Genomic DNA, 26,182 nt, shown 5'->3' with positions numbered 1-26,182 from the left:
GGTGGACGACGCCCCGGAGCACCTTGCTCGGGCAGGCTCGAAAGCGACCGGAAAGGCGCCGTGCCCTTCCGTGAACGAGAGAGCTGACCGAGAGGAACACCCCGGCGCACGTCGCCGGACCCGGTCCCTGGCTCCTGCTCCTCCCGCTCGTCCGGGCGGCGGTCGTCATCGGGATCGTCATCCTGCCGCGCCGCACCGTGGGGCGCGGCCGCCGAGGCACGTGGTCGGCCGGCCGTGCCGCGCGGGCGGTGCCGCCGCCTCCTCACCGATCGCGCTGCTCGGCCGCCGCTTCGCCGCAGGGGAGTCCGACGAGGACGAGTACTGGCCCCGACTGCCGCTCCTGGGCGAACAGTTCGGCCCGGCCGCGGGCGGCGGCAGGACGTGACCACCGGGCCGGAACGGAGTGCGGCGGGGCGGCGCGAAGCCGGCCTGCCGCACACCGGTGGCCCGCCCCGCCCGCTCCGTTTCAGCCGACGACCGCCGACCGGGCGGGCACGGCCACGATGTCGTCGGGGGTGATGGTCACGGCCCCGAACGGCCCGTCGGTCATCGACCCGTACACCGCGAGCGGTGGCAGGGTCGAGGCGCCGGTGGCCGCGGGCAGGGTGAACCAGACGGCCTTTCCGGCCGAGCCGATCGGCCGCACGCCCCAGCTCTCGCTGACGGCGGCGATCAGGGCCAGACCCCGCCCCGACGTGGCGAAGGAGTCCGCCTCGTTCACTGTGGGCAGGCGTGGGTCGTGGTCGTGGACGGAGACCGTCAGACGGTCGAGCAGCAGCTCGATGTCGACGGTGCATGACTTGTCCGGCTGTGCGTGCCGGTGAACATTGGTGAGAAGCTCGGTGACGCCCAGGGCCGCCTGGTCGATCAGAGGATCGAGATGCCAGTAGCGCAGTTGCGCCGAAATGATTCTGCGGACCTGACCGATCCGCGACGGCAGGGCCTGGAGCTCCACCGTGCAGTGCCTGCTTGGCTCGCTGATCACGGCTGCGACTCCCCGAAATAGGTCCGGAAGAAGAGAGGAGAAACGAACGGAGCCGGCGGACGACTTGACTGCCGAACCCGCTCTGCTCTTGTCGTGTCTGCTCGTGTCGCGCGATCCGGTCCGTGGAGCGAATCGCTCTGTCACCGAGGATGCACCTTCAGTGACATGGGACCAGCGTGGCCCAGGGGATACGGCTCCGCAACTCGCGGCGGAGCCCGGCGGCCCGCGAACCGGCCCGCCGGGCCCGTGCCGGCCCGGTCAGTCCCGACGGCCGCGCGCGTGGCGCAGAGCCTCCAGGAAACGCCGCAGTGGAGCCGCCCCGTCGCGTCTGCGGCTGCGCTGTCCCATCGTCAACCGGTAGCGCACCCCGTTCACCCGGGCGATGACGGAATCCGCCGCGATGAACCACCATGTGCGGGCGCTGACCGAGCCCACCGGGGCGCTGTCGATCTCCCGCCCGTTGCTCGTGAGCAGCGACAGCCGCCCGTCCTTCACCACCACCTGACCAGCCCTGGTCAGCGACCTGGTGAACCGCTCGATCCTGACCCCCGAAGCACTGAACTCGACGTCCGTCATGGCGGATTCGCCCCCCTTCGACACCACTCCCTGCTGTGCAGTGTGCCCCGGCGCGGGCCGGATCGCCAGAGGGCCCGGAAGCATGGCCGGCTCTCGCCCGCACCGCCCGTCGCCGCAGCCCCCGCGAGCGGTGGGCAAAGGCAGCGCTATGGACCATCAAAGTGACCGTTTGTGCAGGTGGGGTGCATATCGTGGAGGCGCGAGCATCGGATCGACGACCAACAGGAGCAGGCCCATGGACACCAGTGAGCACGCAGCCGGGCACGGGGCCAGGGCGACCGTGGACGTCGACCGCAGCGACCCGGAGTACCGGGCCTGGCTGAAGGAGGCCGTACGCAAGGTCCAGGCCGACGCGAACCGCTCCGCCGACACCCACCTGCTGCGCTTCCCGCTGCCCGAGACATGGGGCATCGACCTCTACCTCAAGGACGAGTCGACGCACCCCACCGGCAGCCTCAAGCACCGCCTCGCCCGCTCGCTCTTCCTGTACGGGCTCTGCAACGGCTGGATCCGGCCCAACAGGCCGGTCATCGAGGCGTCCAGCGGCTCCACGGCCGTGTCGGAGGCGTACTTCGCCAAACTGATCGGCGTCCCGTTCATCGCCGTGATGCCGCGCACCACCAGCCCGGAGAAGACCCGGCTCATCGAGTTCCACGGCGGGCGGTGCCACTTCGTGGACGACTCGCGCACCATGTACGAACAGTCCGCGGCCCTCGCCGCCGAGACCGGCGGGCACTACATGGACCAGTTCACCTACGCGGAGCGCGCCACGGACTGGCGCGGCAACAACAACATCGCGGAGTCGATCTACCAGCAGCTGCGCCTGGAGCGCTACCCGGAGCCGGCCTGGATCGTCGCCACCGCCGGGACCGGCGGCACCTCGGCGACCATCGCCCGCTACGTCCACTACCTCCAGCACGACACCCGTATCTGTGTGCCCGACCCGGAGAACTCCTGTTTCTTCGACGGCTGGACCGACCACGACCCGCTCGCCACCAGCGACAGGGGCTCGCGCATCGAGGGCATCGGCCGCCCGCGCATGGAGCCCAGCTTCGTGCCCGGCGCCATCGACCGCATGATGAAGGTGCCCGACGCCGCCAGTGTCGCCGCCGTCCGTGCCCTGGACCGCGCCATCGGCCGCAAGGCGGGCGGGTCGACGGGCACCGGACTGTGGAGCGCGTTCAAGCTGATCGCCGAGATGGTGGAGCGGGGCGAGCGAGGGAGCGTCGTCACGCTGCTGTGCGACCCGGGCGACCGCTACCTGGACAAGTACTACTCCGACGCGTGGCTGGAGGAACAGGACCTGGACATCGCCCCATACACCGCCGCCATCGACGACTTCCTCACCACCGGAACCTGGCCCTGCTGAGGCCTGCGCCGGCCGCACAGCTCAGGGCGTCGTCGTCGCCAGCCGGGCGTCCAGGCGGCGTACGGCGTCCCGGAAGGACCGGCCCACCCCCGCCCGCGCGAGGCTCAGCACCAGACGGAACAGCCCCGTCCCGTCGGCCGCGAAGGTCCACTGCACCCGGGTACCGGACCCCTCCGGAGTGAGCCGCCACTCCTCCAACAGGGCACGGAGACCCGGCGCGTTGGACTCGTCGGCCCGGTAGGCGTAGCACGTGTCCGGTTCGGCGGCCACGATCGTCTCGCGGAACCGGACCCCGCCCCGCAGCCGCACCTCGCGGCCCGCCCCTTCATGGGTGGGCGTGGCCAGGATGACGGCGGTGAACCACGAAGGCCAGGACGCGACATCCTCGGCGAGCGCGCGGTACACCACGCCCACCGGCGCGGACACCTCGGCGGCGAACACCAGACGAATCGGCGCGGAATCGACGAACTCCCGTCCCACGGTGCGGAGTAGGCGTGCCATCGCGTGCACCTCCCGGCGGTCTGCGGCGTGTTGGGCCGGGCACACCCTAGCGGCAGGGCCGTCAGTTGTCTGTACCACTGTCGGCCGTCGACGCACGCCGTTTCTCCTCGGCCGAGGCCGCCTCGGCGATGTTGCGAGCCATGCCGCCGAACACCACCGAGTGGAAGGGCCACACGCTCCACCAGTACGCGTGGCCGAACAGTCCCCGCGGATGGAACAGGGCACGCTGCCCGTACACCGTCCGGCCCCGGTCGTCGCGGCGCACCGACAGCTCCAGCCAGGCCAGGCCCGGCACCCGCATCTCGGCCCGCAGCCGCAGCAGTTCGCCCGGCAGGATCTCCTCCACCCGCCAGAAGTCCAGCGAGTCGCCCACCCGAAGCCGCTGGGCGTCCCGGCGGCCGCGCCGCAGCCCCACCCCGCCGACGAGCCGGTCGAGCCAGCCGCGTACTGCCCAGGCCAGGGGGAAGGAGTACCAGCCGTTCTCGCCGCCGATGCCCTCGATCACCCGCCACAGCGCGTCCGGTCCGACCGGCACGGTCAGCTCCCGCTCGTCGCGGTAGAGGCTGCCGCCCGCCCAGTCCGGGTCGGTGGGCAGCGGGTCGCTCGGCGCGCCGGGCACCGAGGCGTTCGACCAGCGGGTGTCGACCCGCGCCTCCTGGATCCGCTTCAGGGCCAGGCGCAGCGCCCGGTCGAAGCCGATGGGCCCGTCCGGCGGATCGGGGACGTACTCCTTGATGTCGTGCTCCCGGCACACCACCTCGTGGCGCAGCGATTCCGTGAGCGGCCGGGCGATGGAGCTGGGCACCGGGGTGACCAGACCGACCCAGCGGCTGGAGAGCGTCGGGGTGAGCACCGGCACCGGCAGGATCAGCCGGCGCCGCAGCCCCGCCACCCGAGCGTAGCGCTGCATCATGTCCCGGTACGTCATGACGTCCGGACCGCCGATGTCGAAGGCCCGGTTCACCTCATCGGGCAGCTTCGCGCTCCCCACCAGATACCGGACGACGTCCCGTACGGCCACCGGCTGGATCCGGGTCCGCACCCAGCTCGGGGTGATCATCAGCGGCAGCCGCTCGGTGAGATACCGCAGCATCTCGAACGAGGCGGACCCCGAGCCGATCACGATCGCCGCGCGCAGCACCGCCGTCGGCACCCCGGAGTCCAGCAGGAGGTGCCCCACCTCGGCCCGCGAGCGCAGATGCGGCGACAGGTTCCGCTCCGGCACCCCGGCCGGGGACAGCCCGCCCAGGTACACGATCCGGCGCACCCCGGCCGCCCGCGCCCGCTCGCCGAAGGTCCGGGCCGCCCTGCGGTCGGTCTCCTCGAAGTCCGAGCCGGACCCGAGCGCGTGCACCAGGTAGTACGCCACATCGACGTCCCGCATCGCCTCCGTCAGGGACGCGGCGTCGGTGACATCGCCGCGCACCACCTCGACCCGGTCCGCCCACGGGTAGTCGCGCAGCTTCCTCGGCGTTCTGGCGAGAGCGCGCACCCGGTACCCCGCATCGAGCAGGGCGGGCACCAGCCGGCCGCCGATATAGCCGGTCGCCCCGGTCACCAGAGCGCGCGGACGCGAGCTGTCGGGGCCGTCCGGGCCATCGGGGAGACTCAGGTCGGCAGAGGTATCGCCCAGATCCGTCACCTGGCCGATTCTGGCACCGAACGGCCGGTACGACCGGTCGGGGGGCTCCGTACGGCGGCATCGATCCCCTGGGTACGGCGCAATCGTGTGACGGTCACCTCACCCGGACCGAATCGGCCACCCGGTCGTTGGCGACCTTGGCGGAGAAGCCGACGTACATCTGCTCCGGCCCGACGGTCCTACCGGTCGCCGGGGGAGGCGAGCAGGGCGTCCAGAACCTTGCCGAACATCCGCCGTCCGGTGGAGGCGAGCAGCGGATCACCCCACCGGGGCACCAGCCGCACCCGCAGTTCCTCGACCCAGACCACATGGGAACCGGAATCCGTGGGAAGCACGTCGATCGAGGCCCGGCCCAGCACCACGGCCCCCCGCTTCTCCAGTCGGCAGACCCCGGCCCGGCCCCCGGCGGGAGGCGTCCACCTCACCACTTCCATCGGATCGTCGAACGCCAGCGGGCCCAGCCCCGTACGCGCCACGAAGACCGTCCCGAGCTGCGAGGGAAGTCCGGTCGGGACCGAGACCGCGGTCAACGGCACCTGCGCGCCGTGCCGTTCCCAGTCGGTCACCCGACGCCAGGCCTCGGCTGCGGGGAGAGGGGAGAAGCGCTCGATCCGGAAGACGGCCACCCCACGATCCTATGGGGTGTCCGGCGCACCCGCGCCGAGCCGAACGGAATGCGGAGCCCCCGCCTCAGCCCTCGGTGGCGGACGAAGCGGCGGCGGCCCCGGCGGGAGAGTCGCCCGCCACCAGCAGACCCGGCAGATGTTCCTCGATCTCCCCGCGCGTCTGCGGAGCCAGACCGGCGTCCGTGACGAACGTGTCGACCTCCTCCAGCGCCGCGAAGGAACTCAACCCCACCGTGCCCCACTTGGTGTGATCGGCCACGACCACGATCCGGCGCGCCGCCCGGACGAAGCGACGGTTGGTCTCCGCCTCCGCGAGGTTGGGCGTCGAGAGCCCGGCCTCGGCCGAGATCCCGTGCACACCGAGGAACAGCACATCGAAGTGGAGGGAGTCGATGGCCCGGTCCGCGACCGGCCCGACCAAGGAGTCCGAGGGAGTGCGCACCCCGCCCGTCAGCACCACCGTCGCCGCCCCCGGCCGCGCACCGTGCCCCCCGGCCGGACGCTGCGCGTCGTGGAACACGTCGGCCACCCGCACCGAGTTGGTCACCACCGTCAGATCCGGCACGTCCAGCAGATGCCGGGCCAGCGCGAAGGTCGTCGTCCCGCCCGAGAGGGCGATCGCGCTGCCGGGCACCGCCAGCGCCGCCGCCGCCCGCGCGATGTCCTCCTTGGCGCTCAGCTCCAGCGCCGACTTCGCCTCGAACCCGGGTTCGTGCGTACTCGCCTCGACGACCGGGACCGCGCCGCCGTGGACCTTCTCGATCACGCCCTGGCGGTCCAGCGCGTCCAGGTCCCGGCGGATCGTCATGTCGGAGACGTTCAGCTTGCGGGTCAGCTCGTTGACCCGGACCCCACCACGCCTGCGCACCTCGTCGAGGATCAGCGCACGTCGCTGCTCCGCGAGCAGGTTCTGATTCTCGCTCAACGCCGGGCCCGGTCCTTCCCTCTGCCGTACGGTCCGCAGCGGTCTGCGCGACACGCTCATCCTGCCACGCACGCATGTCCGGCGTACCACCTGGGGAGATTCCGTGAGACCGCTTCACGCACCCGCCCCGCGCCCGGAATCCTCGGGACTCCGCGACCGGCGGGTCACCACGCCCCCAGGGGGTGACTGATGGTTCCGCGCGGGCGGGCGACGCCCGGCACGGCACCGTCCGCTCCTGAGCACGTCTTCGTCGGCCGCGAGGCCGACGCGCCCGAGAGAGAGTCCCCCCTTGGCCCCTGCCGCCCTGCCCCCGACCCCGCCCGACTCCCCGTCCGCGCGGCACACCGGAGCCGCACTGGAACTGCTCGTCCACGGCGTCGGCGGCGCCACCCCGCAGGAGATGCTGGGCGACCCCCGTACCGTCCGCGTCACCGGGGACGAGACGGCGGCCGTGTACCGGCGCACCGAGGACGCCCACGGCGAGAAGCACCCCGAGCGCTACCGGGACGAACCCGTCGCCGAGGCGTACTGCTGGTCCGGCCTCACCTCCGGCAACGGCTCCCGCGCCCTGTGGCTGTTGCTCCTGCCGTTCATGGTGGTCAACCTCGCCCACTGGATGCGCCCCACCGCCACCGGCCGCACCCGCGCGGTCCGGCTGTACGGCGTGCTGGTGCGGCTCGTCGCGCTCAGCCTCACCGTGCTGCTCACGGCGGCCGCCTGCGAAGTCGCCCTGGACCTGCTGGCCTGGCAGTGCGCGGGTTCCGAGGCCTGCGCCGAACGCCGTTCCTGGCTCGGTTTCCTGTCGGCCCGGCAGGGCGGCTGGTGGTCGCAGCCCGGCCGCCGTCTCGCCCTGGCCGCCGTCGTGCCCGCGGCCCTGGTGGGGCTCCTGTGGTACCTGTCCAACCGGACCTGGAGCGCGTACGAGTCCCAAGCCCCCCTGGACGGGCAGGACATCGACGGGCAGGACATCGACGGGCACGACCCCGACGGGTCGCGGGAGCCCCACCACCCCGACGGGTCGCGGGAGCCCCACGACCCCGACGGGTCGCGGGAGCCCCCCGGCCCCGGCGCGCCCGACCCGGACACCGACGGGGCCCCGCGCCCGCTCGCCCCGTTCCGCCCCGCGCTCGGCAGGCCCGGCTTCTGGTACGGCCGCCGCATCGTCGCCCGGCTCCGCGCCGCCCACACGGCGGCCGGGTTCCTGACCGTCGCCGCGGCCGTCGCCGGCGCCGCCGCGCGACAAGACCGGAGCGCCGACGGCCCGGTGCCCCCGCTCCTCGGTGCGGCCGTCGAGGGCGGGATCGTCCTGTGCGCGCTCGTCGTCGTCCGGGTCGTCTGCAGCCGGGGCCGCAGCGAACGGACCCGCGACACCAAGCTGGACGCCGCTCTGATCACCTATCTGCCCGGCTCCGCGCTCGCCCTGCTCGCCCTCGCCGTCGTGTACGCCTCCTGGTCGCGCCCGGACTGGGAGTCCTCGGGCAGCCTGCCCGGCGAGACCGCCTTCCGGCTCATCACCCTCGGCCAGGGTGTCCTCGTCGTCGGCCTCGCCCTGGTCGCCCGGGGTATCCACCGGCGTTCGCCCGAACCGCGCACCGTCCTGCACGGACTCGGCGGCCCCGCGGTCGCGATGCTCGCCTGCGCCCTCGGCGGAGTGATGACCGGGGGAGTGGCCCAGCGCGTCGCCGACTGGCTGGACGGTCCGGGGAGCCCGGGCATGGGCCACGGCACCGACCTCGCCGGACCGCCCGTCCTGCTGAGCTGGCAGGCCTCCGTCATCCCGGTGCTCCTGCTGCTCCTGCTCGTCCCGGCCCTGGTGCTGATCGTCCGCACCACGCGCACCGCCCGCCGGCTGGGCCCGCTCATCGAGGCGGAGTACGCCCCCGAACCGCCCGACGAGGGCCGTACCCGCCGCATCGCCCGGATCCGCGCGACCGCCGCCCTCACCGACTCGGCGCCCTGGATCGTCGGCGTGGTCTCCGGGGCCACCCTGCTGCTCGGGGCGGGCGCGATCGTCGGCTCCTGGCGCAGCGACGAGGTGCCGGGCCGGGCCGCCGACGGGAGCTGGCCGCTCATCGAGTCGTTCGCCGAGGCCGCGCAGTCGACCGGCTCCTGGCTGATCGGCTTCGGCTTCGTCCTGTTCGTCGCCGGTGGCCGCCGCGCCTACAAGGACGCCTCGGCCCGCCGCACCATCGGCATCCTCTGGGACGTGGGCACCTTCTGGCCCCGCGCTGCCCACCCCTTCGCACCCCCGTGCTACGCGGAGCGCGCGGTTCCCGACCTCGCCTCCCGGATGTCCGCCTGGACGACGACCACGCCACGGGGCCGGCTCGTCATCTCGGGCCACTCACAGGGCAGCGTGCTCGCCGCGTCCGCCGTCTGGCAACTGCCCGACGCGACCCGCCGCCGGGTCGCGCTGCTCACCTACGGCTCGCCCCTGGAGCGGCTGTACGGGCGGTGGTTCCCGGCCTACTTCGGCCCCGGACCGCTGCTCGGGCTGCACCGCTCGGTGCACTGCTGGCGCAATCTGTGGCGGGACACCGACCCGATCGGCGGCCCCGTCCGCATCTGCGCCGACCCCGACCCGGGCGTCGACCGAGGCCCCTTGAAGGACCCCCTGGCCTACGGGCGGACGACGAAGCTCCCGCTGCCCGAACCGATCCTCGGGCACTCCGACTACCAGGCCGACCCGGTCTTCGCCGAGGAGCGGGCGGACCTCCTCGCGGAGTTGGGCCCGCTCCTCCCCCGGCAGGCGGCGGAGGCGGGCCTTCAGAAGGGCAGCTCGGGGAGGTCTTCGGGGTAGAGCAGGGTCAGGTCGTCCGTGCTCGTCTCGGCGAGCTGGGCGACCCGGCCCGCGTGCCGCTCCACCATCGACTCGAAGGTCTGGCGGGCGGTGCGGCCGTTGCCGAAGGCGGGGCCCTTGGGCAGCTCCGTGAAGTACTTCAGGAGTGCCTCCCCGGTGCCCTCCGCCAGGCTGTACTCATGCTCCTCGGCCTGCTGCTCGACGATCCGCAGCAGCTCCTCGGGGAGGTAGTCATGGAAGGTGATGGTCCTCGAGAACCGCGAGGCCACCCCGGGGTTGACGGTGAGGAACCGCTCCATCTCGTGGGTGTAGCCCGCGACGATCACGACCACCGCGTCCCGGTGGTCCTCCATCAGCTTCACCAGGGTGTCGATGGCCTCCCGCCCGAAGTCCCGGCCGGAGTCCTCGGGCGAGAGGGCGTACGCCTCGTCGACGAACAGCACCCCGCCGCGCGCCCGGTCGAACGCCTCCTGGGTCCGGATCGCCGTCGAGCCGATGTGCTCGCCCACCAGGTCCACCCGGGACACCTCGACCAGATGGCCACGCTCCAGCACCCCGAGCGAGGCCAGGATCTCCCCGTACAGCCGGGCGACCGTGGTCTTGCCCGTACCGGGGGAGCCGGTGAAGACGAGGTGCCGGCGGACGGACGCGGCCTTGAGACCGGCCTCCTGACGGCGGCGGCCCACCTCGATCATGTCGGTCAGCGCCCGCACCTCGCGCTTGACACTGTCCAGGCCCACCAGCGCGTCCAGTTCACCGAGGACCGCCGAGGAGTCCCGGGCCGGCTCCACCGGGACGACCGGCTCCGGAGCGGGCTCGACCGCGCGCTGCCCGGGCAGCGCGCCCAGCAGACCGGGCGTCGACCGGGTCTCCGTCAGCACCGCGGGCGGCGGCGGGGCCGAAGCCGTACGCAGACCGCTCTCGTCGCTCGTGCAGTCCTCGGCCACCGGGCCGGTCGTGCCGGCGTCGCCCTCGGGGAACTCGTAACCGCCCCGGGCGCACCGCTCGGTGCGGCAGCGGGTGAGCGTGGTGCGGCAGCCGTCCATGACGTGGAAGCCGTAGCCCTCGCTGCCCGTCACCCGGCAGCTGTCGAAGGTGCCCCGGCCCTCGGCCGAGACGTAGAACCCCGCCTCGGCCGGCGAGGTGACCGTGCAGCGCTCGATGGTGGGGTCCGCGCCCTTGGTGACGATGACCCCGGTCTGCGCCGCGTCGATGGTGCAGTTGTTCAGCGTGCCGCCGCTGCCGTGGTCGCGGAACCAGGCGCCCGTGGACGCCTCCCGGATCCGGCAGTCGTCCAGCTGGGCGGTGGCCCCGTCGCTCACGGAGACGGCGGTGTTGCGGATCTGGGAGAGGTCGCTGTCCACGACGTCGGCGCGTGACCCCCGGTCGAGGACGAAGAGGGCGTCGGGCACGTCGTGCACCCGGCAGGCGTCCAGTATCACCGTCGCGCCGTCGCTGACCCAGACCGCCGGGTAGTCGCCCGTGCTGTCGTGGATCTCGCACTGGTTGGCGTCGACCCGGGTGCCCGGGTCCCAGACCGAGAGCCCGTTGCGGCCGAAGCGGCGGACGGTGGAGCGGGTCAGCGTGAGCACCGAACGCGACCGCAGGTCGACGGCGTTCTCCGGGATGTCGTGGATGTCGCAGTCGGCGAGGGTGAGCACCGCGTCGGTGTCCAGCGTGACGCCGTCCGCGGAGGTGCGGTGCACGGTGCAGTCGGTCAGGTGGGCCGAGGCACGGGCGGTGACCTGGATGCCGCTGCCCTTGATCTCGTACACCTCGCAGCCGAACGCCTCCAGGCCGCTGCCCTCGCCGGTGACGCCGATCCCCGCCCCGGACGCGTGGTGGATCCGGCAGCGGTCCAGGCGCGGATGCCCTCCGTCGCGGACCGAGACCCCGGACTGGCCCGCGGAGACGATCTCGCACTCCTCGAACACGCCGCCCGCGCCGTCCAGCACGGCGATGCCGACCCCGGCCGGATTGTCGACGGTGCACCGCCGCACGGTGGGCCGGGCCGCGCCGCGCACCTCGATGCCCGCGGCGGACCGCGTCACGATCCGCAGGTCCGTCAGCTCCGCCGTGCCGTCCTCGACCAGCAGCGCCGGGGCCGCCGAGTCCTGGCCCTCGACATGGAGGTCCTGGATGACCGCGGAGGCGCGCACGGTCAGCGGTACGCCGTCGACCGGCGCGATCCGCACGGAACCGGCCGAACCCTCCGGCCCGCGCAGCGTCACCGCGCGGTGGACGACGAGGTTCTCCCGATAGGTCCCGGGCGCGACGGTGAGGACGTCGCCGTCGGCTGCCGCCTCCAGGGCCGCGGAGAGGGAGGCGTACTCGCCCGTGCGGCGGCGCCATCGCGATGTGCCGGTGTGCGTCACCTGGACCGTGCCCTGTGCCATGGCGTTGCTCTGCCCCCACCTCGTGCTGTGCGATGCCTCGGGTCCGTCCGTCGCCGGGGAGGCGGACGGGGTCGGACCACCGTAGCGCGCGTGAGGGGCGGCAGTTGACGAGTCCGCCCCGCGGAGCGTTGTCTCCCCCCGCCCGTTCCCGGCCGGGGGAGGCCGTGGTCAGTCGCCCTTTCCGGCCCTGCCCCAGTCCGGACCGGCCGCGGCCCACTCCCGGTCCAGCCGTGCGTACCGCCGCCGCGCCATGCGGCGCACGGTCAGTCGGCGGGCCGCCTCGACGCATGCCGCGGCGAGCAGGAACGTGCCGATGCCGCCCAGCACCGCGTGGGTCCGGGCGGTGCGCCCGTCCATCGGCGGCGGCACCGGGCGGCCCGCCGCGTCCGTCCAGATGCGCACCGGGGACCCGGGGCCGCCCGGCCGCGACGCGGTGGCCACCTCTCCGGTGCGCGGGCTACCGTCCGGGGCCTTCCAGGACGCCACCACCCAGGTGCGCGCGGCCCGTTGGACGCCGCCCTCGGGATCACCGGCGAACCGCTTTCTTCCCGCCGGGCCCACCACGAACGCGTCGACGGGGTGGCGCTCCTCGTGCTGGGCCCGCACCGACCGCTGGAGGGCGGCGTCGGCCACCGTCCCACCAGCCCAGCCCGCGGCGGGGGCGCCGACCACGAGGAGCAGCAGCGCTCCGAGCGCCACCCAGGCCTCGCGGCGGTCGGTGGCACGGCGCAGCGGACTGCCCCGCCCGCGCAGCAGTGCCCACAGCACCCACACGCCGTCCCCCTGCCCCTTCTGTCGATCCGGTCGGTCTATCCGTCGAGGACGTCGAGGATCCGGACGGGGTCCCCGGCCCTGATCACTCCCGTCCCCTCGGGAATCAGATGCTGGCCGAAGACCAACTGCTTGCCGAACCGCCGGTGGCGGGCCAGCGTGAGCAGCGGTTCCCTGCCCCGCTCGGCGGTGCGCTGGTCGGTCGTCGCGATCACACAGCGGCCGCAGGGCTTGGCCACCGTGAAGGCGACCTCGCCGATGGCGATCCGCCGCCAGCGGTCCTCCGCCCACGCCTCGGTCTCCCCGATCACCACGTTGGGCCGGAAACGGTCCATCGGCAGCGGGCCCTCCCCGGGCCGCCCGCCGGCGGCGATCAGAGTGTTGAGCGCGGCGAGCGACGCAGTGGTGGTCGCCAGCAGCGGGTAGCCGTCGGCGAGGGAGACCATGTCCCCGGGCCGGGCGAAGCGCGGGTCGACGGGCCTGCGGTGCGACGGATCGTCGAGATGCACGAGCCGGACCTCCGTGCCGAGGACCGCGCTCAGCCAGTCGTGGGCGTCGCCCGGCGCCTCCTCCACCACCACGGTGTCCCGGTGCAGCTCCACGGTGATGACGCGTCCGGCGTCCGGCCCCTCGACGCGATGGGGCGGAAAGCCCGGCGCGGACAGGAGCACGCCGCCGCCCGGCAGGAGCTCGGCCGAGATCCGCGCCATGGGGGGCTGCTGACGCTGTGTGACAGCTCTGGCCGCCTTGTCGATCAGCATCCAGCGGCGGTCGCCGTCGAGTCCCCATGGCTCGACGGCGACCAGGTCGCAGGCGCGGGCGGCAAGCGACTTGACCGGATAGATGTGGGCTGAACGGAGCACGGGAAAGCTCATGCGCCCATCCTGCCAGCAACCTCTGACCCCGTACGCGTGGATTCCCGGGCACCAACTCACCCCCATATGTCCTGGATGGGGCCGGTGCCCGGTGCGTCCCCCGGCGCAGCTCGTCGTACGGAGTCGCGGGTTCAGTACCCCCGGCTCTGGTACGGGCGGTTGTACGGGTCCTCGTACGGTGACTGAGCCGGCGCGGGCCGCGGCGAGGCCGGGCGCATCGACTCGTACCCGGTGCCGGGCGCGGGCCGCGGCTGCTGCGGGTAGCCGCGGACCGCCGAGGGCTGCTGCGGGATGTACGGGGCGGGCGCGTGCTGCAACTGGGCGGGCTGCATCGGCGCGTGCTGCGCCGGAGCCTGCTGGTACTGCGGCACCGGCTGCTGCTGCGGGTAACCGTAACCGGTCTGCTGCGACGGGGCCGCGGGCAGGGCGGGCAGCGCCGACGGCAGGGCCGGCAGGTAGCTGTTGCCGGTGTCATAGGCGGCCGGAACCCGGATGGGGGCGATCTGAGGGGTTCCCCGCTCCGCGACCAAGGAGTCGTAGATCGGAGTGTCGGGGAACGACGCGGCGTAGTAGCCGCCGCCGAAGGTGGAGCGGGGGGACGTCATGCCACCTAAGTTAAGCCCACAATGTGCTGTATGGGGAGCCCCAATCTTTGGACTATCCGTTTTACGCTGGTTCTGTGCGGCCGGCCCGCCAAAGCATCGTTAAAGATTCCGTTAACGGGAGGGACCTTTCCGCTGGTGGGCGAGGGCTTCGGCCCCGCGCTCCCGACCGTGAAGGGGAACGGCGTCGAAGCATCGGGGAGGCGAGCGAATAGCGTTTGGCCAAAGCGTGATGCGCACGGTTCGGCGTCACGGAGATCGTCCGTCGGCCCGAAAGGCCCTGCCTTCCGCCGGCCCTCGTAAGGCTTTTGGCGCCGGCCTCACCCGCCCGGCCCGGTGGTACCGGCCGTGCGTGGTGCGCGGCGCGGGAACCGGCCGGCCACCGGCAGCACCAACAGGGCGGCCAGCCCGCCGATCAGAGCCAGTGCCGGGTAACCGTCCCACGCGACGACCAGGCCGGACGCCAGGCTGCCGGCCGCTCCGGCGGCCGCGAGCCCCACGTCCACCAGCCCCTGGGTCGAGGCGCGCCGGTCCGGGGGCAGGGCGTCGGTGACGATCGCGGTGCCGCTGATCAGCCCGAAGTTCCAGCCCAGGCCGAGGAGTACGAGAGCGGCGCCGAGCGCGGGCGTCGAGCCCGCGGACGACAGGGCGGCCAGTGCCCCGGCCGCCAGCAGCAGCGGTCCGGACGCGCAGGCGACCCATCGTCCGCCGATCCGGTCGACGAGCAGCCCGGTGAGCGGGGAGGGCAGGAACATCGCCCCGACGTGCAGGGAGATCACGAGCCCGGCCGCCCGGGCGGTATGGCCGTGCGCCAGCATGTGCACCGGCGTCATCGTCATGATCCCGATCATCAGGACCTGGGTCAGGATCATCACGGTGGTGCCGACGGCGACGTCGTGACGCCCGGCGGGCGCCGTGGCCCCGGCGCGGGGCGCGTCCGCACGCGCGTCACCCTCCTCGCCGGTGTCCTCGTCCTCGTCCGGGGCGCCCGCCGCCCGGACGGCCAGCTCCTGGGCGAGCCGGAGCGGATCGGGCCGCAGCAGGCAGGCGAGGACGACCGCGGTGGCGGCGAACGCCGCGGCCGCCAGCAGGAAGGGCCCGGCGAGTCGCGGCACGCCCCAGACGTGCGCGACCTCGCCGGCCGGTGCCACCAGCATGGGCCCGGTCACCGCGCCCAGGGTGGTGGCGAAGAGCACCGCGCTCACGGCCCGTCCGCGCCGGGCCGGGGAGGCCAGGTCCGCGCCGGCGTAGCGCGCCATGAGGCCGGTCGCCGTACCCATCCCGTACACCACGAGGGCCGGGAAGAGCAGCGCCACGCTGCCGGTGGCGGCGGCCACCACGACACCGACGCTGCCGAGCGCCCCGGTCGCGTAGCCCAGCGCCAGTCCGGGGCGGCGGCCCCAGCGGGCGCAGAGCCGGCCGATGCCGAGCGCGCCGAGTGCGGCCCCCGCGGTGAAGAGCGCGCTCGGTACTCCCGCGAGGCCGGTGGAGCCGAGCATCTCCTCGGCGAGCAGGGCCCCGACGGTTATCCCCGCGGTGAGGCCGGCGCCGCTCATGATCTGGGCCAGGACCAGCACGGCCAGAATGCGCCGCTGTTCCGGAATCTCACCCGTGGCAACCGGATGTCCGATGCGAGTCGACAAGGGAGAGCTTCCGATCGTCATGCGGGCGAGGAGACCTTCCCTCAGGCAACGGCCAGGGGTTTCAGCTCCGCGATGTCCGTGAGGGAAACGCCCAGCTGTTCATGGAGGAACCGGACCATGGTCCAGTGCGGCAGCGCGCCTTCGTCGAAGGGCCCGAATTCCTGGCAGTAGAGGGGAATCCAGCGCAACGCCTCTTCCAATGCCTGTTCGCGTCCCGGCTCTTCCTGGTAGTTCTCGTAGGCGATGCTGCGGTGGTTGATGAAGAACCGTCCGGGAAGCCGTTCTTCGCACAGCGCGCGATATTCGCGGGTCTGCAGGATGAGGTAGTGCCATATCTCGTCGATGTCCTGTTCGACGGGCAGGAAAAGCCCGGCGAGCCTCTCCCGGTACCGGGAGACGAGGTAGAGATACCGCAGGCATTCGGTGACCTGACGTTCCACGAAGTCCTGAGGTGTGTCCGGCGCCTTGTCGCGGAAATGCTGTATCACCTCGGTGTGCAGCGCGTCCCCGAGAAGACGCTTCAGGTCGTCGGCGGAGAGTGTCTGTCCGCTGGTCATGGCACTCCGTTTCCTGAGAGGGGAGGTGGCGGTGCGTCAGGTGCCGGAGCCGACGAGCCAGGCGTACTTGCCGGAGCGCCCGATGGGGATATGGGTGCGGTGTTCGATCCGGCAGTTCCGTCCGGTCAGTTCGGAGACGACCTGCCGCAACGCGGCGGCCTCCGTGGCCCCGAGGGGTTCGTCGGTGAACGTCGTGTACAAGAGGGAGGCGTCGGCGTCGCCTTGGAGGTGCAGTTGGTGCAGGAAGATCCGGGGGGAAGCGTTCGCGATATGCCGGTCGAGGTCGCCCTGGGCGACCGGGCCGTTCGGTGTGCTCAGCAATTCCTTCTGACGACCACAGAACTGGGTGATCGCCGCGGGGTCCGGCGAGCCGTCCAGGGTGCGCACACAGTCGCCCGACCGGTAGCGGACGAGCGGCATGTAGGGATTGCGCACACTGGTGACGATGAGCTGGTGGATCGTGCTTCCGGGGGCCACCGGCAGGAGTTCGACGCTCATCCCGGCCAGGTGGGGCCAGTACCGGCCCTCCCGGTCGCTGTAGTAGAGGTAGCCCAACTCCGTACTGCCGAACAGGTCGATGACCGGGCAGGCGAAGCGCCGGTGCAGGAACCGCCGTACGTTCACCGGGGTGTACTCGTAGGCGGTGATGACGCTGGCCGGCGCGGGGAAGGCGTCCAGCAGACCCCAGGCCTCCGCCTTGCGCACCAGGTGCGCCAAGTGGTAGCCGGAGCAGTCGAGGTGGTACCGGCCCTGGGGGTGTGTGCTCCGAGCCAGGTCGATCTCACGGAGCATCCGCAGTACGTCCTTGCGGACCCACTGCGCCGGATCCAGCCGCAGGTTGAGGTAGCAGGTGCGCTCGTCGAGCCAGCGGTCGGCCAGGATGGGTATTCCCTTGTGCTCCACGCCGCGGCGGGCGGCGTTGACCCGCGCCACGTGCTCCGTCGCGAGCACTGTGGTGAGGGAGACCCGGCGGCAGCCCGATTCCCACGTCTCGCCGATGTCGGGGTGGTTCCGCCACAACTCGTAGTAGGAACGGAGCAGGAAGTACGGAGGCCGGATGATCTGCATCCGGGCGTGGTTGGTGCCCGTGGACAGGACGAACTCCGCCTCACCGTTCTCCAGCGCCGCCGCCAGCCGCGGCGTCATCCAGTTGTCGGGGAACCCGCGGGCGATCTCCGGCTTGTCGAGCAGGGGGAAGTGCCCCTTCGCCAGGGACTCCTGGTAGATCGGTATGTCACGAATATGCTCGATGACAGAGCTGGTCGGCTGGCCCTTCATTAATTCCTTCTCATGTTTCGCATAGCTGAAGAAATACGGGCTATGAGGAAGACGGAGTCGAGGCGCCCGGGAACATGCTGTGGTGGGGGAGGAATCTCTCACAGAGCTGGTCCCGGGCGCCCCCGGCCGATCAGGAAATACAGCCGGCCTTCGGTGCGGCGCTGATGCACCCGCTCTTGGGTGCCGCGCTGATGCAGCCGTTCTTCGCGGCCTGCTGGGCCGAGTTGGCGGCGAGCCAATTCTGCCAGACGTGATCCTGGGCCATCTTCTTGATCAGGTGTTCCATGAGGTCCTCCGGTGATAGTGCGGAAGGTACTCCCTGAGGCGGACCGACGGCGAATGGATTCCTCCTCGGCCTGCCCGCTGAATGTAAAAGCGTGGTTGAGCAACTGTCAATGAATGGCAATGTCGAACCATGAGGAAGCAGCCCCATTCGGGACCGGTTTGGCGTGATTCCACTCTGCCGGTGTCGCGTTGGCACCGGCTCGGGCCGGGGCGCGCGCACCCGGCCGCATCATCCGCAGAGCCCCTGATGGGAGCGGGTCGCCCGGCCTGCTCGGGGGTGCCGACGCGGTGACGGACGTGTCGACGGCCACCGAAGATGAGAATGTTTTCCTCATGTCCGTCCCCGGGACCCCGCGAAGGCAGACTGGTCCGATGCTGTGGCGTGGGGTGGGGTCGGTATTGGCAGGGTGTGGAGCAGGAACACTGGTGTTACTGGTTGTATGGATATGGCCCGGGCAGAAGGTGCCGCCCTCCATGGGGCCCGTGGTCGTCGTGCCCTTCCTGCACGGCCCCACGCCTCCGGCCACCGCACCGGCCGTCCCCGGCCGTCCCGCCGTGTCACCGGCACCGTTCCCCGCCACGCCCGCCCCGTCCGGCTCCTGCCCGGGCGGCCGGGCCGTGTCGCCCCCGCCGCCGCCCGAGTCCGACGACAGGAGCACCGCATCTCACGGGCTCCCGAAAGGCGGCGGGGCCGCCGGGGGAGCGTCACGAACCACGGGTGACGACGAGAAGGCCTCACGTGTTCCCAGGGGCGACGTGGGCGACACAGGCGCTGTGGGCGACGAGGAGGACCCGGCAGACGCGGAAGACGCGGAAGACGCGGAGGACGAGCCCGACGACGAGAACGAGGAAGCCTCACACGGCAATCGGGGGGATGCGGACGACGAGTGGGACGACTGATGCTCAGGCGCCCGACCAGCGCCCGGTCCCGGATCGTCGGCTGGATGCTCATGCTTCTCAGCGCGGCCCTGGCCGTGCCCACCTTCGGGATCACGATCGTCTGGCAGGCGGAGCTCAACCGACAGGTCGACGCGCAACTCCTGTCCGAGGCCGACAAGCTACGCGCGTTCGCCCGCACCTCGCGCGACCCGTACAGCGGTGAGCGCTTCACCACCGGCGCCTCGCTGCTGACGGCGTTCATGGCGGTCCACCGGCCCGAGCACAACGCCGCCTTCTTCAGCGTCGTGAACGGACGGGCCGACCGCCGCAGCCCCGGCCCGGTTCCGGTCCGTCTGGACCGGGACCCGGAGGTCGTCGCCCTGATGGCGCGGACGGCCGACACCCGTATCAGGTCGCTGGACTCCCCGGCCGGCACGGTCCGCTACGGTGTCGTGCCGGTACAGATGGCGGGCGACCACGTCGACAGCCGGCTCGTCCTGGTCACCTTCCGGGACCGGGAACTGCGGCAGGAACGCCACATGGCACGGCTGCTGCTGGCATCGGGAAGCTTTGCCCTGGTGGTCGCGGGACTGGCCAGCTGGCTGGTAGCGGGCCGGGTGCTGGCTCCGATCCGGCTGGTCAGGCAGACCGCCGAGCGGATCAGCGAGACAGACCTGACCCAGCGGCTGCCGGTGCGGGGCAACGACGACGTGGCGGAACTGGCCGAGACGTTCAACCACATGCTCGACCGCCTGTCGGGCGCTTTCACCGCGCAACGCCAGTTCCTGGACGAGGTCGCGCACGAACTGCGGACCCCCATCACGGTCCTGCGCGGACATCTGGAGCTGATGGACGAGGACCCCGACAGCCAACGCGGCCAGACCCGCGCCCTGCTCTTCGACGAACTCGACCGGATGCGGCGGATCGTGGACGACCTGCTGCTCCTGGCCCGGGCCGAGCGCCCCGACTTCCTCAGCCTCGGCCAGACCAGTCTGACCGACCTGGTGGTCGACACCGCCGCCAAGGCCCAGGCGCTGGGGCGCAGGCACTGGACGGTGGCCGAGGTCGCCGACGTCAGCGTGCATCTGGACGAGCAGCGGGTCACCCAGGCCCTGATGCAGCTCGCAGCCAACGCGGTCAGTCACACCGGGGAAGGAGACGCCATCGAGATCGGGTCACGCCTGCGGCGCGGCAGGGTACTGCTGTGGATCGCGGACACCGGGCCCGGCGTGGCCCCGGAGGACCGCGAACGGATCTTCCAGTGCTTCTATCAGGGGGGCAACGCGGTTCCCGGCCGGGCCGCTCCAGGCATCGGGCTGGGCCTCGCGCTGGTCCGCGAGATCGCCCAGGCACATGACGGCGTCGCCCACGTCGAGGAGGCACCCGGGGGCGGCGCGAGATTCGTCATCGACCTTCCCGCACTGCAGCCCACGACGGAAGGAACCCATGGTGAGCAGGATCTTGATAGCCGAGGACGAGGAAAGAATCGCTGCCTTCGTCGAAAAAGGCCTGCGCCGTAGCGGGTACGTCACCCGGGTCGTCACCGACGGAGTCTCCGCCTACGAGCACGCCCGCGGCCGGGACTTCGACCTCCTGATCCTCGACCTCGGACTGCCCGGCGACGACGGGCTGGCGGTGCTGCGCAAGTTGCGTAAGGCGCGCATCTCCCTGCCGGTCGTCATCCTCACCGCGCGCGACGGCGTGAGCGACATCGTGGCCGGACTGGAGAGCGGCGCCGACGACTACATGGTCAAGCCCTTCGCCTTCGACGAGTTACTGGCCCGGGTACGACTGCGCCTGCGCCGTGAGGAGCCGGCGGAGAACTTTCTGCTGCGGGTGGGCGATCTGATCCTCGACCTCCGCACCCGCCGGGCCCAGGTGGGCGAGCGTGTCTCCGACCTGTCCGCCCGGGAGTTCGCCCTCGCCGAGATCCTCATGCGCAACCCCGACCGGGTGCTGTCCCGCGAGCAACTGCTCAGTCAGGTATGGGGGTTCGACTACGACCCCGGGTCGAACATTGTCGACGTCTACATCCGCTATCTGCGGCGCAAGATCGGCGCCGACCGGGTCCAGACCGTGCGGGGCGTCGGCTACCGGCTCCGGGCCTGACCACCGGGGCGGGCGGCCTTCGCCCGGCGGCGGACACACCCCCAGGGACCCATGAGAACAGTCTCACCGCTGTCTCACCGCCACCTCATCGCCCGCCCCGAGACTCCTCCTTACGGGTCATCGGTGACGCGGGGCCCGTGAGCGGCGCAGACGGTCGCCGCGGCCCTGCCCGGAAACAGGGCGCCGCCGCAACACCGGACCAGCAGACACGGAGGCGAACCCCCCGCCTGCCCTGCGCCGCGAGTACCCGCACCTGATCCCCCGTGGCACCCGGGCCATCCGTGTGCCACGAAGGCCCGGTTGTGGGCGGGGTGAGAGCCCCGCCCCGCGTGAAGAGCCACACGCCACTTCCGTATGGAGGACACTCCTGTGCGACAACTCATCGAACACGCCCGCACCTTCTCCGCCCGCTGCGACGGAGCAGGCCGTGAACTCAAGGAGTTCGAGGCCGGCCAACTGCCCTCCACCATGTTCATCACCTGCTCCGACTCCCGGGTGGTCCCCACCCTGCTGACCGACTCCGGCCCCGGCGAGCTCTTCGAGATGCGCACGGCCGGAAACATCGTCCCGCCCTACGATCCGGACGCGCCCACCAGCGAGATGGCGACGATCGAGTACGCCGTCTGCGTGCTGGAGGTGTCCGACATCATCCTCTGCGGGCACTCCCACTGCGGGGCCGTCGGAGCCCTGGCCAGGGGCGACGACCTGCGGACCCTGCCGGCGGTACGCGGCTGGCTCGGCAGATGCGCTCAGACGGCCGGTCCTCAGCACCCCGACGAGTTCGGCCCCGACTGCGAACAGCCGGTACAGCGCCACGCGGTGGCGCAACTGGACGCGTTGCGCGACTACCCGTGCGTGAGCCGCGCCGTGCGCGAAGGCCGGCTCGGGCTGCACGCCTGGTACTACGAGGTCCACACCGGCGCCGTGCAGGCCCACCGCCCCTCCACCGGAACCTTCTCCTCCCTGTGACAGCGACCCACCGGTGAACACGCGGGCCGCTCCCGCCGCCACCTGCTGTCTCCCCCCACTCCTCTAGGAGCTGAAGCTCTCATGTCGTCTCCACAACTCCGGTTACGCCCGGACGCCCTGTCCCGCGACTTCCTCGCCTCGATCGTGGTGTTCCTCGTCGCCGTGCCCCTGTGCGTCGGCATCGCCGTCGCCTCCGGTGTCCCCGCCGAACTGGGCCTGGTCACGGGCATCGTCGGCGGGCTGATCGCCGGCGCGATGCCCGGCAGCTCGCTCCAGGTCAGCGGCCCGGCCGCCGGGCTCACCGTCCTGGTGTACGAGGCGGTCACCACCCACGGCGTCGCGGCGCTCGGCGTCCTCGTCCTGTCCACGGGGCTCCTCCAGGTGGGGCTCGGTCTCGTCGGCTTCGGCCGGTGGTTCCGCGCCATATCGACCGCCGTCGTCCACGGCATGCTCGCCGGCATCGGTCTCGTCCTGATCGGCAGTCAGCTCTACGCCATGGCCGGGGCCAGCGCCCCCGGCAACGGTCTCGACAACCTGGCCGGGCTGCCGGAACTGTTCACGCGGATCACGGGCGCCACGGCGATCTCCTCCACGGCGATCGGCGTCGGCACCATCGCCGTACTGATCTTCTGGAAGCGGCTTCCCGGACGCCTGCCCCAGGTGCTCCCCGGGCCGCTGGTGGCCGTGGGGCTGGCCACCGCGGCGGTGGCCGTGTTCGACCTGCCCGTCGCTCCCATCAAGGTGCAGGGGCTGATCGACTCGATGCGGCTGACGGGCCTGGACGACTTCGGCCTCCTGGCCGACGTCAGTCTCCTGGGCGTCATCCTCGCCTTCACGCTCATCGCCTCGGCCGAATCCCTCTTCAGCGCCGCCGCCGTGGACCGGATGCACGACGGGCCGCGCACGCAGTACAACAAGGAACTCATCGCCCAGGGGACGGGCAACACCATCTGCGGCCTCGTCGGCGCGCTGCCCATGACCGCCGTCATCGTGCGCAGTGCGGCCAACGTGCAGGCAGGTGCGCGCACCAAGGCCTCCCGGATCATGCACGGAGCCTGGCTGCTGCTGTTCGCGGCCCTGTTCCCCGCCGTGCTCGGTCTGATCCCCGTGGCCGCCCTCGCCGGGATCCTGGTCCACGCCGGAGCGAAGCTCATCCCCGTCGCGACCTTCCGACCGCTCTGGCGTGAACACCGGGGCGAGGCCGTGGTCCTGGTGGTGACCGCGCTGGCGATCGTCCTCACCGACATGTTCATGGGCGTGCTGCTCGGCATCGGGCTGGCCGTGATCAAGACGGCCTGGGAGACCTCCGCGGTCCGCCTCGACATCGACGAGCAGGACGACCGCACCAGGGTCTCCCTCAGCGGCAGCGCCACTTTCCTGCGCCTGCCGCTGATCCTCGACACCCTGGAGGCCCTGCCGAAGGACCGGCCGGTGGAGCTCGACCTCTCGCGGCTCCGCCACCTGGACCACGCCTGCCGCACCGCCCTGGAGGCGTGGACCGCGCACAGCGGCGCCGTCCAGGGCTCCGCCCCGGCGCCGGACGACCCGCCGCGCGAGGTCGCCCTCGCGGGCGCCGCCCCGGACGGTGATGGTCCTCCGCGCACCGGGGGCCGCTAGCGGACCACCGGGACCCGCGGGCGTGTCCGGCGGACCTTGACCGGGTCCGCCGGCCACGCTCTCGCCCGCCACGGTCCCGGCGCCCGGAGGCTTTCCCCCCGCAGGCCGTTAGGTTGTGGGGGGAAAGCCTGCGGGCAGCCGGATTCGTGATGGGGGCGAGCATGACCATGCAAAAAGGAAGCAACGTCGCGGTGCCGGCCGGCACGGTGCGCGTCGAACTGGGCAGGCACGCCGCAGTGGGCACCCCGGACGTCGACGCCTCCGCTCTCCTGCTGGTGGCGGGCAAGGTCCGAAGCGACGCGGACTTCGTCTTCTACAACCAGCCGACCCACGCGTCCGGCGCGGTGCGGCACGAGGGCAAGCGGACCGCTCCCGACCACGTCACCGACACCCTCGTCGTCGACTTCGGCAGGGTCGAGCCCGCGATCGACCGCATCGTCGTCGCCGCCTCGGCGGACGGCGGGTCCTTCGGCCGGGTGAGCGGCCTCTACGTGCGGGTCACCGACGCGGCGAGCGGCGCGGAGCTGGCCCGCTTCGACAGTACGGACGCCACGGTCGAGACCGCCTTCATCCTCGGCGAGCTGTATCTCCGGCAGGGCGCCTGGAAGTTCCGCGCGGTCGGACAGGGCTACAGCACGGGCCTCGAAGGCCTGGCGACGGACTTCGGCATCTCCGTGGACGAACCGCAACAGGCCCCGCCCGTCCCGCAGGCCCCGGCGGCCCCTGTCACCCCGCCGCAACCTCGCCCCGCCGCCCCGGCCCCGACCTCGACCCCGGCCTCGACCCCGGCCCCCGCCCCGGTCGCCCCGCCCGCCGCCCCTCTCCCGCCGACGGCGCCCGCCGCGCCCGCGGCCGCGCCCGCCGCGACACCCGTACGGCTGACCAAGGTCACGCTGACGAAGAGCGCGCCGTCCGTCTCGCTCGCCAAACAGGGCGGCACCTCCGGCACACTGCGCGTCAACCTCAACTGGGAGGTGCGCAAGCAGTTCAAGAGCTGGGGAGCGAAGCTCGGCCGGGCCGTCGCCATGCACGCCGATCTCGATCTCGACCTCTGCGCACTGTACGAACTCGCCGACGGCCGGAAGGGGGTCGTGCAGTCGCTCGGGAACGCGTTCGGCTCACTGAACAGGCCGCCCTTCATCCACCTCGACGGAGACGACCGCACCGGCGCCCTCTCCAGCGGCGAGAACATGACCATCAACCTCGACCACAAGGACCTGCTGCGGCGCGTACTGATCTTCGTCACCATCTACGAAGGCGCCAGGAGCTTCGCCGATCTCCACGCCACGGTCACCCTCCAGCCGCAGAACGGCGCGGCCATCGACTTCTCCCTCGACGAGTGCACCGTGCCCTCCACCGTCTGCGCCCTGGCGCTGATCACCAACAACGGCGGCGACCTCACCGTGCAGCGCGAGGCCCGCTACCTGGTCCCCGACCGGGGCGTGAGCCCGCAGCGCACCATCGACGCCGCCTACGGCTGGGGCATGAACTGGACGCCCGGCCGCAAGTGACCCGCCGCGCCCGCCCCGACCGGCCGCACGCCTTCCCGCGGCGTCACCGGTCGGGCGCGGCCTCCGGGCGCGCGTAGGTACGGCCCTTCCAAGCCGCGCCCCGCCCCCGGTAGTGCTGCACCGCCGAGTCCACCGTCATCAGCAGGTAGAGCACCGCCGTCAGCGGCAGCAGCGGCCCCAGCCACGGCGACTGACGGTAGTAGGCCAGCATCGGCAGATACGTCGCCGTCATCACCGCCCACGCCGCGCCGCCCGCCCAGGCCGCCGCCCCGTCACCCGTCAGCAGCCCCACCGCCAGCGTCGCGGGCGGCGCCACGTAGACGAGCAGCAGCCCCGGCACCGTCCCCGCCAGCAGCAGCGGACTGTGCCGCAGCTGGGCATACGCGCTGCGCGCGACCATCCGCCACAGATCCGCCAGCCGGGGATACGGCCGCACGCTGTCCACCCGGTCCGCGAGCCCCAGCCAGATCCGGCCGCCGCCGCGCCGCACCTCACGCGCCAGCGACACGTCGTCGATCACCGCCTGGCGGATCGAGTCCGGGACGCGCGCCCGCTCGGCCGCCTCGGTGCGCAGCAGGACGCAGCCTCCCGCGGCCGCCGCCGTCCGTGACCGGGCCCGGTTCACCCGGCGGAACGGGTAGAGCTGCCCGAAGAAGTAGACGAACGCCGGCACCACCAGACGTTCCCAGACGCTCTCCACCCGCAGCCGCGCCATCTGCGACACCAGGTCGAAGCCCCCCTCGCCCCCGGAGCCGGCCGCGGCCACCAGATCGCGCAGACTGTCCGGCTCGTGTGCGATGTCCGCGTCGGTCAGCAGGAGGAAGTCCGGTTTGTCCCCCCGGGCCACCGCGATCCCGTGCCGCAGGGCCCAGAGCTTGCCCGTCCAGCCCTGCTCCGGCTCCCCGGGCTCCACCACGGTCAGCGGGAACCCGCCGTACCGGGCGGCCAGCTCCCGGGCCAGCTGCCCGGTGCCGTCGCTGCTGCAGTCGTCGACGAGGATGATCCGTACGTCCCCGGGATAGTCCTGGACCAGCAGCGACGGCAGGCTCACCGGCAGCATCTCCGCCTCGTCGCGGGCCGGCACCACCACCGCCACCGACGGCCAGCGCGCCGGGTCGGTGCCTCGGGGGAGCCGCTGGTCCGTCCGCCAGTAGAAGCCCTGCCCCAGCAGCAGCCACACCCACGCGATCAGTGAACCCAAGGCGATCCAGGCAACGGCGCTCATCCGCCGAAGTCTGCCCCACCGAGCCCGGTCCGCAAGGGCTG

Annotated in this window: 23 protein-coding genes and 1 pseudogene; 9 read left to right on the top strand and 15 right to left on the bottom strand. The window is 72.3% G+C overall.

Going from position 1 to position 26,182, the window contains the following annotated elements:
* Positions 1–83: 83 nt before the first annotated feature.
* A pseudogene (locus tag ACH4RG_RS27140) lies at positions 84–385 on the top strand (SHOCT domain-containing protein).
* 81 nt (positions 386–466) lie between these two features.
* On the opposite strand, the gene ACH4RG_RS27135 reads toward ACH4RG_RS27140, so the two are convergent.
* Both ACH4RG_RS27135 and ACH4RG_RS27130 read right to left on the bottom strand, forming a co-directional pair.
* Positions 467–985, bottom strand: a complete 519-nt coding sequence (locus ACH4RG_RS27135) for an ATP-binding protein (protein ID WP_003970858.1) — start codon at positions 983–985, stop codon at positions 467–469.
* A gap of 258 nt (positions 986–1,243) precedes the next feature.
* On the bottom strand, positions 1,244–1,561 hold the full coding sequence (locus ACH4RG_RS27130) for a hypothetical protein (protein WP_361877905.1): 318 nt from the start codon (positions 1,559–1,561) through the stop codon (positions 1,244–1,246).
* A gap of 235 nt (positions 1,562–1,796) precedes the next feature.
* Here ACH4RG_RS27130 and ACH4RG_RS27125 point away from each other — a divergent pair, with 235 nt between their 5' ends.
* Positions 1,797–2,930, top strand: coding sequence for a PLP-dependent cysteine synthase family protein (locus ACH4RG_RS27125; protein WP_397924361.1), 1,134 nt, complete (start codon positions 1,797–1,799; stop codon positions 2,928–2,930).
* 21 nt (positions 2,931–2,951) lie between these two features.
* Here ACH4RG_RS27125 and ACH4RG_RS27120 read toward each other — a convergent pair whose 3' ends face one another.
* From ACH4RG_RS27120 to ACH4RG_RS27105, 4 genes are all read right to left on the bottom strand, one after another.
* On the bottom strand, positions 2,952–3,431 hold the full coding sequence (locus ACH4RG_RS27120) for an SRPBCC family protein (protein WP_398163237.1): 480 nt from the start codon (positions 3,429–3,431) through the stop codon (positions 2,952–2,954).
* Positions 3,432–3,492: 61 nt separating this feature from the next.
* On the bottom strand, positions 3,493–5,073 hold the full coding sequence (locus ACH4RG_RS27115) for an SDR family oxidoreductase (protein ID WP_398163238.1): 1,581 nt from the start codon (positions 5,071–5,073) through the stop codon (positions 3,493–3,495).
* A 179-nt stretch (positions 5,074–5,252) separates the two neighbouring features.
* Positions 5,253–5,699, bottom strand: coding sequence for an SRPBCC family protein (locus ACH4RG_RS27110; protein ID WP_397924367.1), 447 nt, complete (start codon positions 5,697–5,699; stop codon positions 5,253–5,255).
* A gap of 64 nt (positions 5,700–5,763) precedes the next feature.
* Entirely contained in the window at positions 5,764–6,624 is an 861-nt protein-coding gene (locus tag ACH4RG_RS27105; RefSeq protein WP_397924369.1) for a DeoR/GlpR family DNA-binding transcription regulator, read from the bottom strand.
* 289 nt (positions 6,625–6,913) lie between these two features.
* On the opposite strand from ACH4RG_RS27105, the gene ACH4RG_RS27100 reads away from it, so the two are divergent.
* Positions 6,914–9,424, top strand: a complete 2,511-nt coding sequence (locus ACH4RG_RS27100; protein WP_398540389.1) for a hypothetical protein — start codon at positions 6,914–6,916, stop codon at positions 9,422–9,424.
* Here ACH4RG_RS27100 and ACH4RG_RS27095 read toward each other — a convergent pair.
* From ACH4RG_RS27095 to ACH4RG_RS27060, 8 genes are all read right to left on the bottom strand, one after another.
* Positions 9,391–11,820 carry a right-handed parallel beta-helix repeat-containing protein gene (locus tag ACH4RG_RS27095; protein WP_397924374.1) on the bottom strand — a complete coding sequence of 810 codons (2,430 nt, stop codon included), beginning with the start codon at positions 11,818–11,820 and terminating at the stop codon, positions 9,391–9,393. The two genes, ACH4RG_RS27100 and ACH4RG_RS27095, sit on opposite strands and share 34 nt — an antisense overlap.
* A gap of 168 nt (positions 11,821–11,988) precedes the next feature.
* A complete protein-coding gene (locus ACH4RG_RS27090) occupies positions 11,989–12,594 on the bottom strand; it encodes a hypothetical protein (protein WP_397924376.1) in 606 nt (201 codons plus the stop codon).
* Between the two features lie 35 nt (positions 12,595–12,629).
* Entirely contained in the window at positions 12,630–13,466 is an 837-nt protein-coding gene (locus ACH4RG_RS27085) for an MOSC domain-containing protein (RefSeq protein ID WP_398540388.1), read from the bottom strand.
* Between the two features lie 131 nt (positions 13,467–13,597).
* Entirely contained in the window at positions 13,598–14,071 is a 474-nt protein-coding gene (locus ACH4RG_RS27080; protein WP_397931637.1) for a DUF6643 family protein, read from the bottom strand.
* 317 nt (positions 14,072–14,388) lie between these two features.
* Positions 14,389–15,645: an MFS transporter gene (locus ACH4RG_RS27075; protein ID WP_398540397.1), complete on the bottom strand. Its 1,257-nt coding sequence runs from the start codon at positions 15,643–15,645 to the stop codon at positions 14,389–14,391.
* Between the two features lie 107 nt (positions 15,646–15,752).
* A complete protein-coding gene (locus ACH4RG_RS27070; RefSeq protein WP_397924382.1) occupies positions 15,753–16,268 on the bottom strand; it encodes a hypothetical protein in 516 nt (171 codons plus the stop codon).
* Positions 16,269–16,304: 36 nt separating this feature from the next.
* Positions 16,305–17,546, bottom strand: coding sequence for a hypothetical protein (locus tag ACH4RG_RS27065; protein WP_397924384.1), 1,242 nt, complete (start codon positions 17,544–17,546; stop codon positions 16,305–16,307).
* A 130-nt stretch (positions 17,547–17,676) separates the two neighbouring features.
* Positions 17,677–17,832, bottom strand: a complete 156-nt coding sequence (locus ACH4RG_RS27060) for a hypothetical protein (RefSeq protein WP_274028574.1) — start codon at positions 17,830–17,832, stop codon at positions 17,677–17,679.
* A gap of 773 nt (positions 17,833–18,605) precedes the next feature.
* Here ACH4RG_RS27060 and ACH4RG_RS27055 point away from each other — a divergent pair.
* From ACH4RG_RS27055 to ACH4RG_RS27030, 6 genes are all read left to right on the top strand, one after another.
* Complete coding sequence (locus ACH4RG_RS27055; protein ID WP_397924387.1) at positions 18,606–18,731, top strand: hypothetical protein; 126 nt, start codon at positions 18,606–18,608, stop codon at positions 18,729–18,731.
* Positions 18,731–20,230 carry a sensor histidine kinase gene (locus tag ACH4RG_RS27050; protein WP_398540387.1) on the top strand — a complete coding sequence of 500 codons (1,500 nt, stop codon included), beginning with the start codon at positions 18,731–18,733 and terminating at the stop codon, positions 20,228–20,230. The genes ACH4RG_RS27055 and ACH4RG_RS27050 overlap by 1 nt, the downstream gene beginning before the upstream one ends.
* The gene (locus tag ACH4RG_RS27045; protein ID WP_397924391.1) at positions 20,160–20,819 is read left to right on the top strand and encodes a response regulator transcription factor; all 660 of its coding nucleotides are present in this window, start codon (positions 20,160–20,162) and stop codon (positions 20,817–20,819) included. Before ACH4RG_RS27050 ends, ACH4RG_RS27045 begins: the two co-directional genes overlap by 71 nt.
* 369 nt (positions 20,820–21,188) lie before the next feature.
* A complete protein-coding gene (locus tag ACH4RG_RS27040) occupies positions 21,189–21,788 on the top strand; it encodes a carbonic anhydrase (protein WP_397924393.1) in 600 nt (199 codons plus the stop codon).
* An 81-nt stretch (positions 21,789–21,869) separates the two neighbouring features.
* A complete protein-coding gene (locus ACH4RG_RS27035; RefSeq protein WP_397924395.1) occupies positions 21,870–23,405 on the top strand; it encodes a SulP family inorganic anion transporter in 1,536 nt (511 codons plus the stop codon).
* A gap of 149 nt (positions 23,406–23,554) precedes the next feature.
* Complete coding sequence (locus tag ACH4RG_RS27030) at positions 23,555–24,916, top strand: TerD family protein (protein ID WP_397931643.1); 1,362 nt, start codon at positions 23,555–23,557, stop codon at positions 24,914–24,916.
* 43 nt (positions 24,917–24,959) lie between these two features.
* Here ACH4RG_RS27030 and ACH4RG_RS27025 read toward each other — a convergent pair whose 3' ends face one another.
* Complete coding sequence (locus ACH4RG_RS27025) at positions 24,960–26,141, bottom strand: glycosyltransferase (protein ID WP_398163244.1); 1,182 nt, start codon at positions 26,139–26,141, stop codon at positions 24,960–24,962.
* Between the last annotated feature and the right edge of the window lie 41 nt (positions 26,142–26,182).

This window comes from Streptomyces sp. NPDC021019, from assembly GCF_044333295.1.
Taxonomy (GTDB): Bacteria; Actinomycetota; Actinomycetes; order Streptomycetales; family Streptomycetaceae; genus Streptomyces.
The sequence above is the reverse complement of the archived record's forward strand: the minus strand, read 5'-3'. Positions and strand labels throughout refer to the sequence as shown.

What these genes read in the sequence shown, in the direction of transcription:
- ACH4RG_RS27130 (WP_361877905.1), bottom strand. Translation starts at nt 1,561, where the DNA reads ATGACGGACGTCGAGTTCAGTGCTTCGGGGGTCAGGATCGAGCGGTTC.
- ACH4RG_RS27125 (WP_397924361.1), top strand. Translation starts at nt 1,797, where the DNA reads ATGGACACCAGTGAGCACGCAGCCGGGCACGGGGCCAGGGCGACCGTG.
- ACH4RG_RS27120 (WP_398163237.1), bottom strand. Translation starts at nt 3,431, where the DNA reads ATGGCACGCCTACTCCGCACCGTGGGACGGGAGTTCGTCGATTCCGCG.
- ACH4RG_RS27095 (WP_397924374.1), bottom strand. Translation starts at nt 11,820, where the DNA reads ATGGCACAGGGCACGGTCCAGGTGACGCACACCGGCACATCGCGATGG.
- ACH4RG_RS27085 (WP_398540388.1), bottom strand. Translation starts at nt 13,466, where the DNA reads ATGAGCTTTCCCGTGCTCCGTTCAGCCCACATCTATCCGGTCAAGTCG.
- ACH4RG_RS27080 (WP_397931637.1), bottom strand. Translation starts at nt 14,071, where the DNA reads ATGACGTCCCCCCGCTCCACCTTCGGCGGCGGCTACTACGCCGCGTCG.
- ACH4RG_RS27070 (WP_397924382.1), bottom strand. Translation starts at nt 16,268, where the DNA reads ATGACCAGCGGACAGACACTCTCCGCCGACGACCTGAAGCGTCTTCTC.
- ACH4RG_RS27065 (WP_397924384.1), bottom strand. Translation starts at nt 17,546, where the DNA reads ATGAAGGGCCAGCCGACCAGCTCTGTCATCGAGCATATTCGTGACATA.
- ACH4RG_RS27060 (WP_274028574.1), bottom strand. Translation starts at nt 17,832, where the DNA reads ATGGAACACCTGATCAAGAAGATGGCCCAGGATCACGTCTGGCAGAAT.
- ACH4RG_RS27050 (WP_398540387.1), top strand. Translation starts at nt 18,731, where the DNA reads ATGCTCAGGCGCCCGACCAGCGCCCGGTCCCGGATCGTCGGCTGGATG.
- ACH4RG_RS27035 (WP_397924395.1), top strand. Translation starts at nt 21,870, where the DNA reads ATGTCGTCTCCACAACTCCGGTTACGCCCGGACGCCCTGTCCCGCGAC.
- ACH4RG_RS27030 (WP_397931643.1), top strand. Translation starts at nt 23,555, where the DNA reads ATGGGGGCGAGCATGACCATGCAAAAAGGAAGCAACGTCGCGGTGCCG.
- ACH4RG_RS27025 (WP_398163244.1), bottom strand. Translation starts at nt 26,141, where the DNA reads ATGAGCGCCGTTGCCTGGATCGCCTTGGGTTCACTGATCGCGTGGGTG.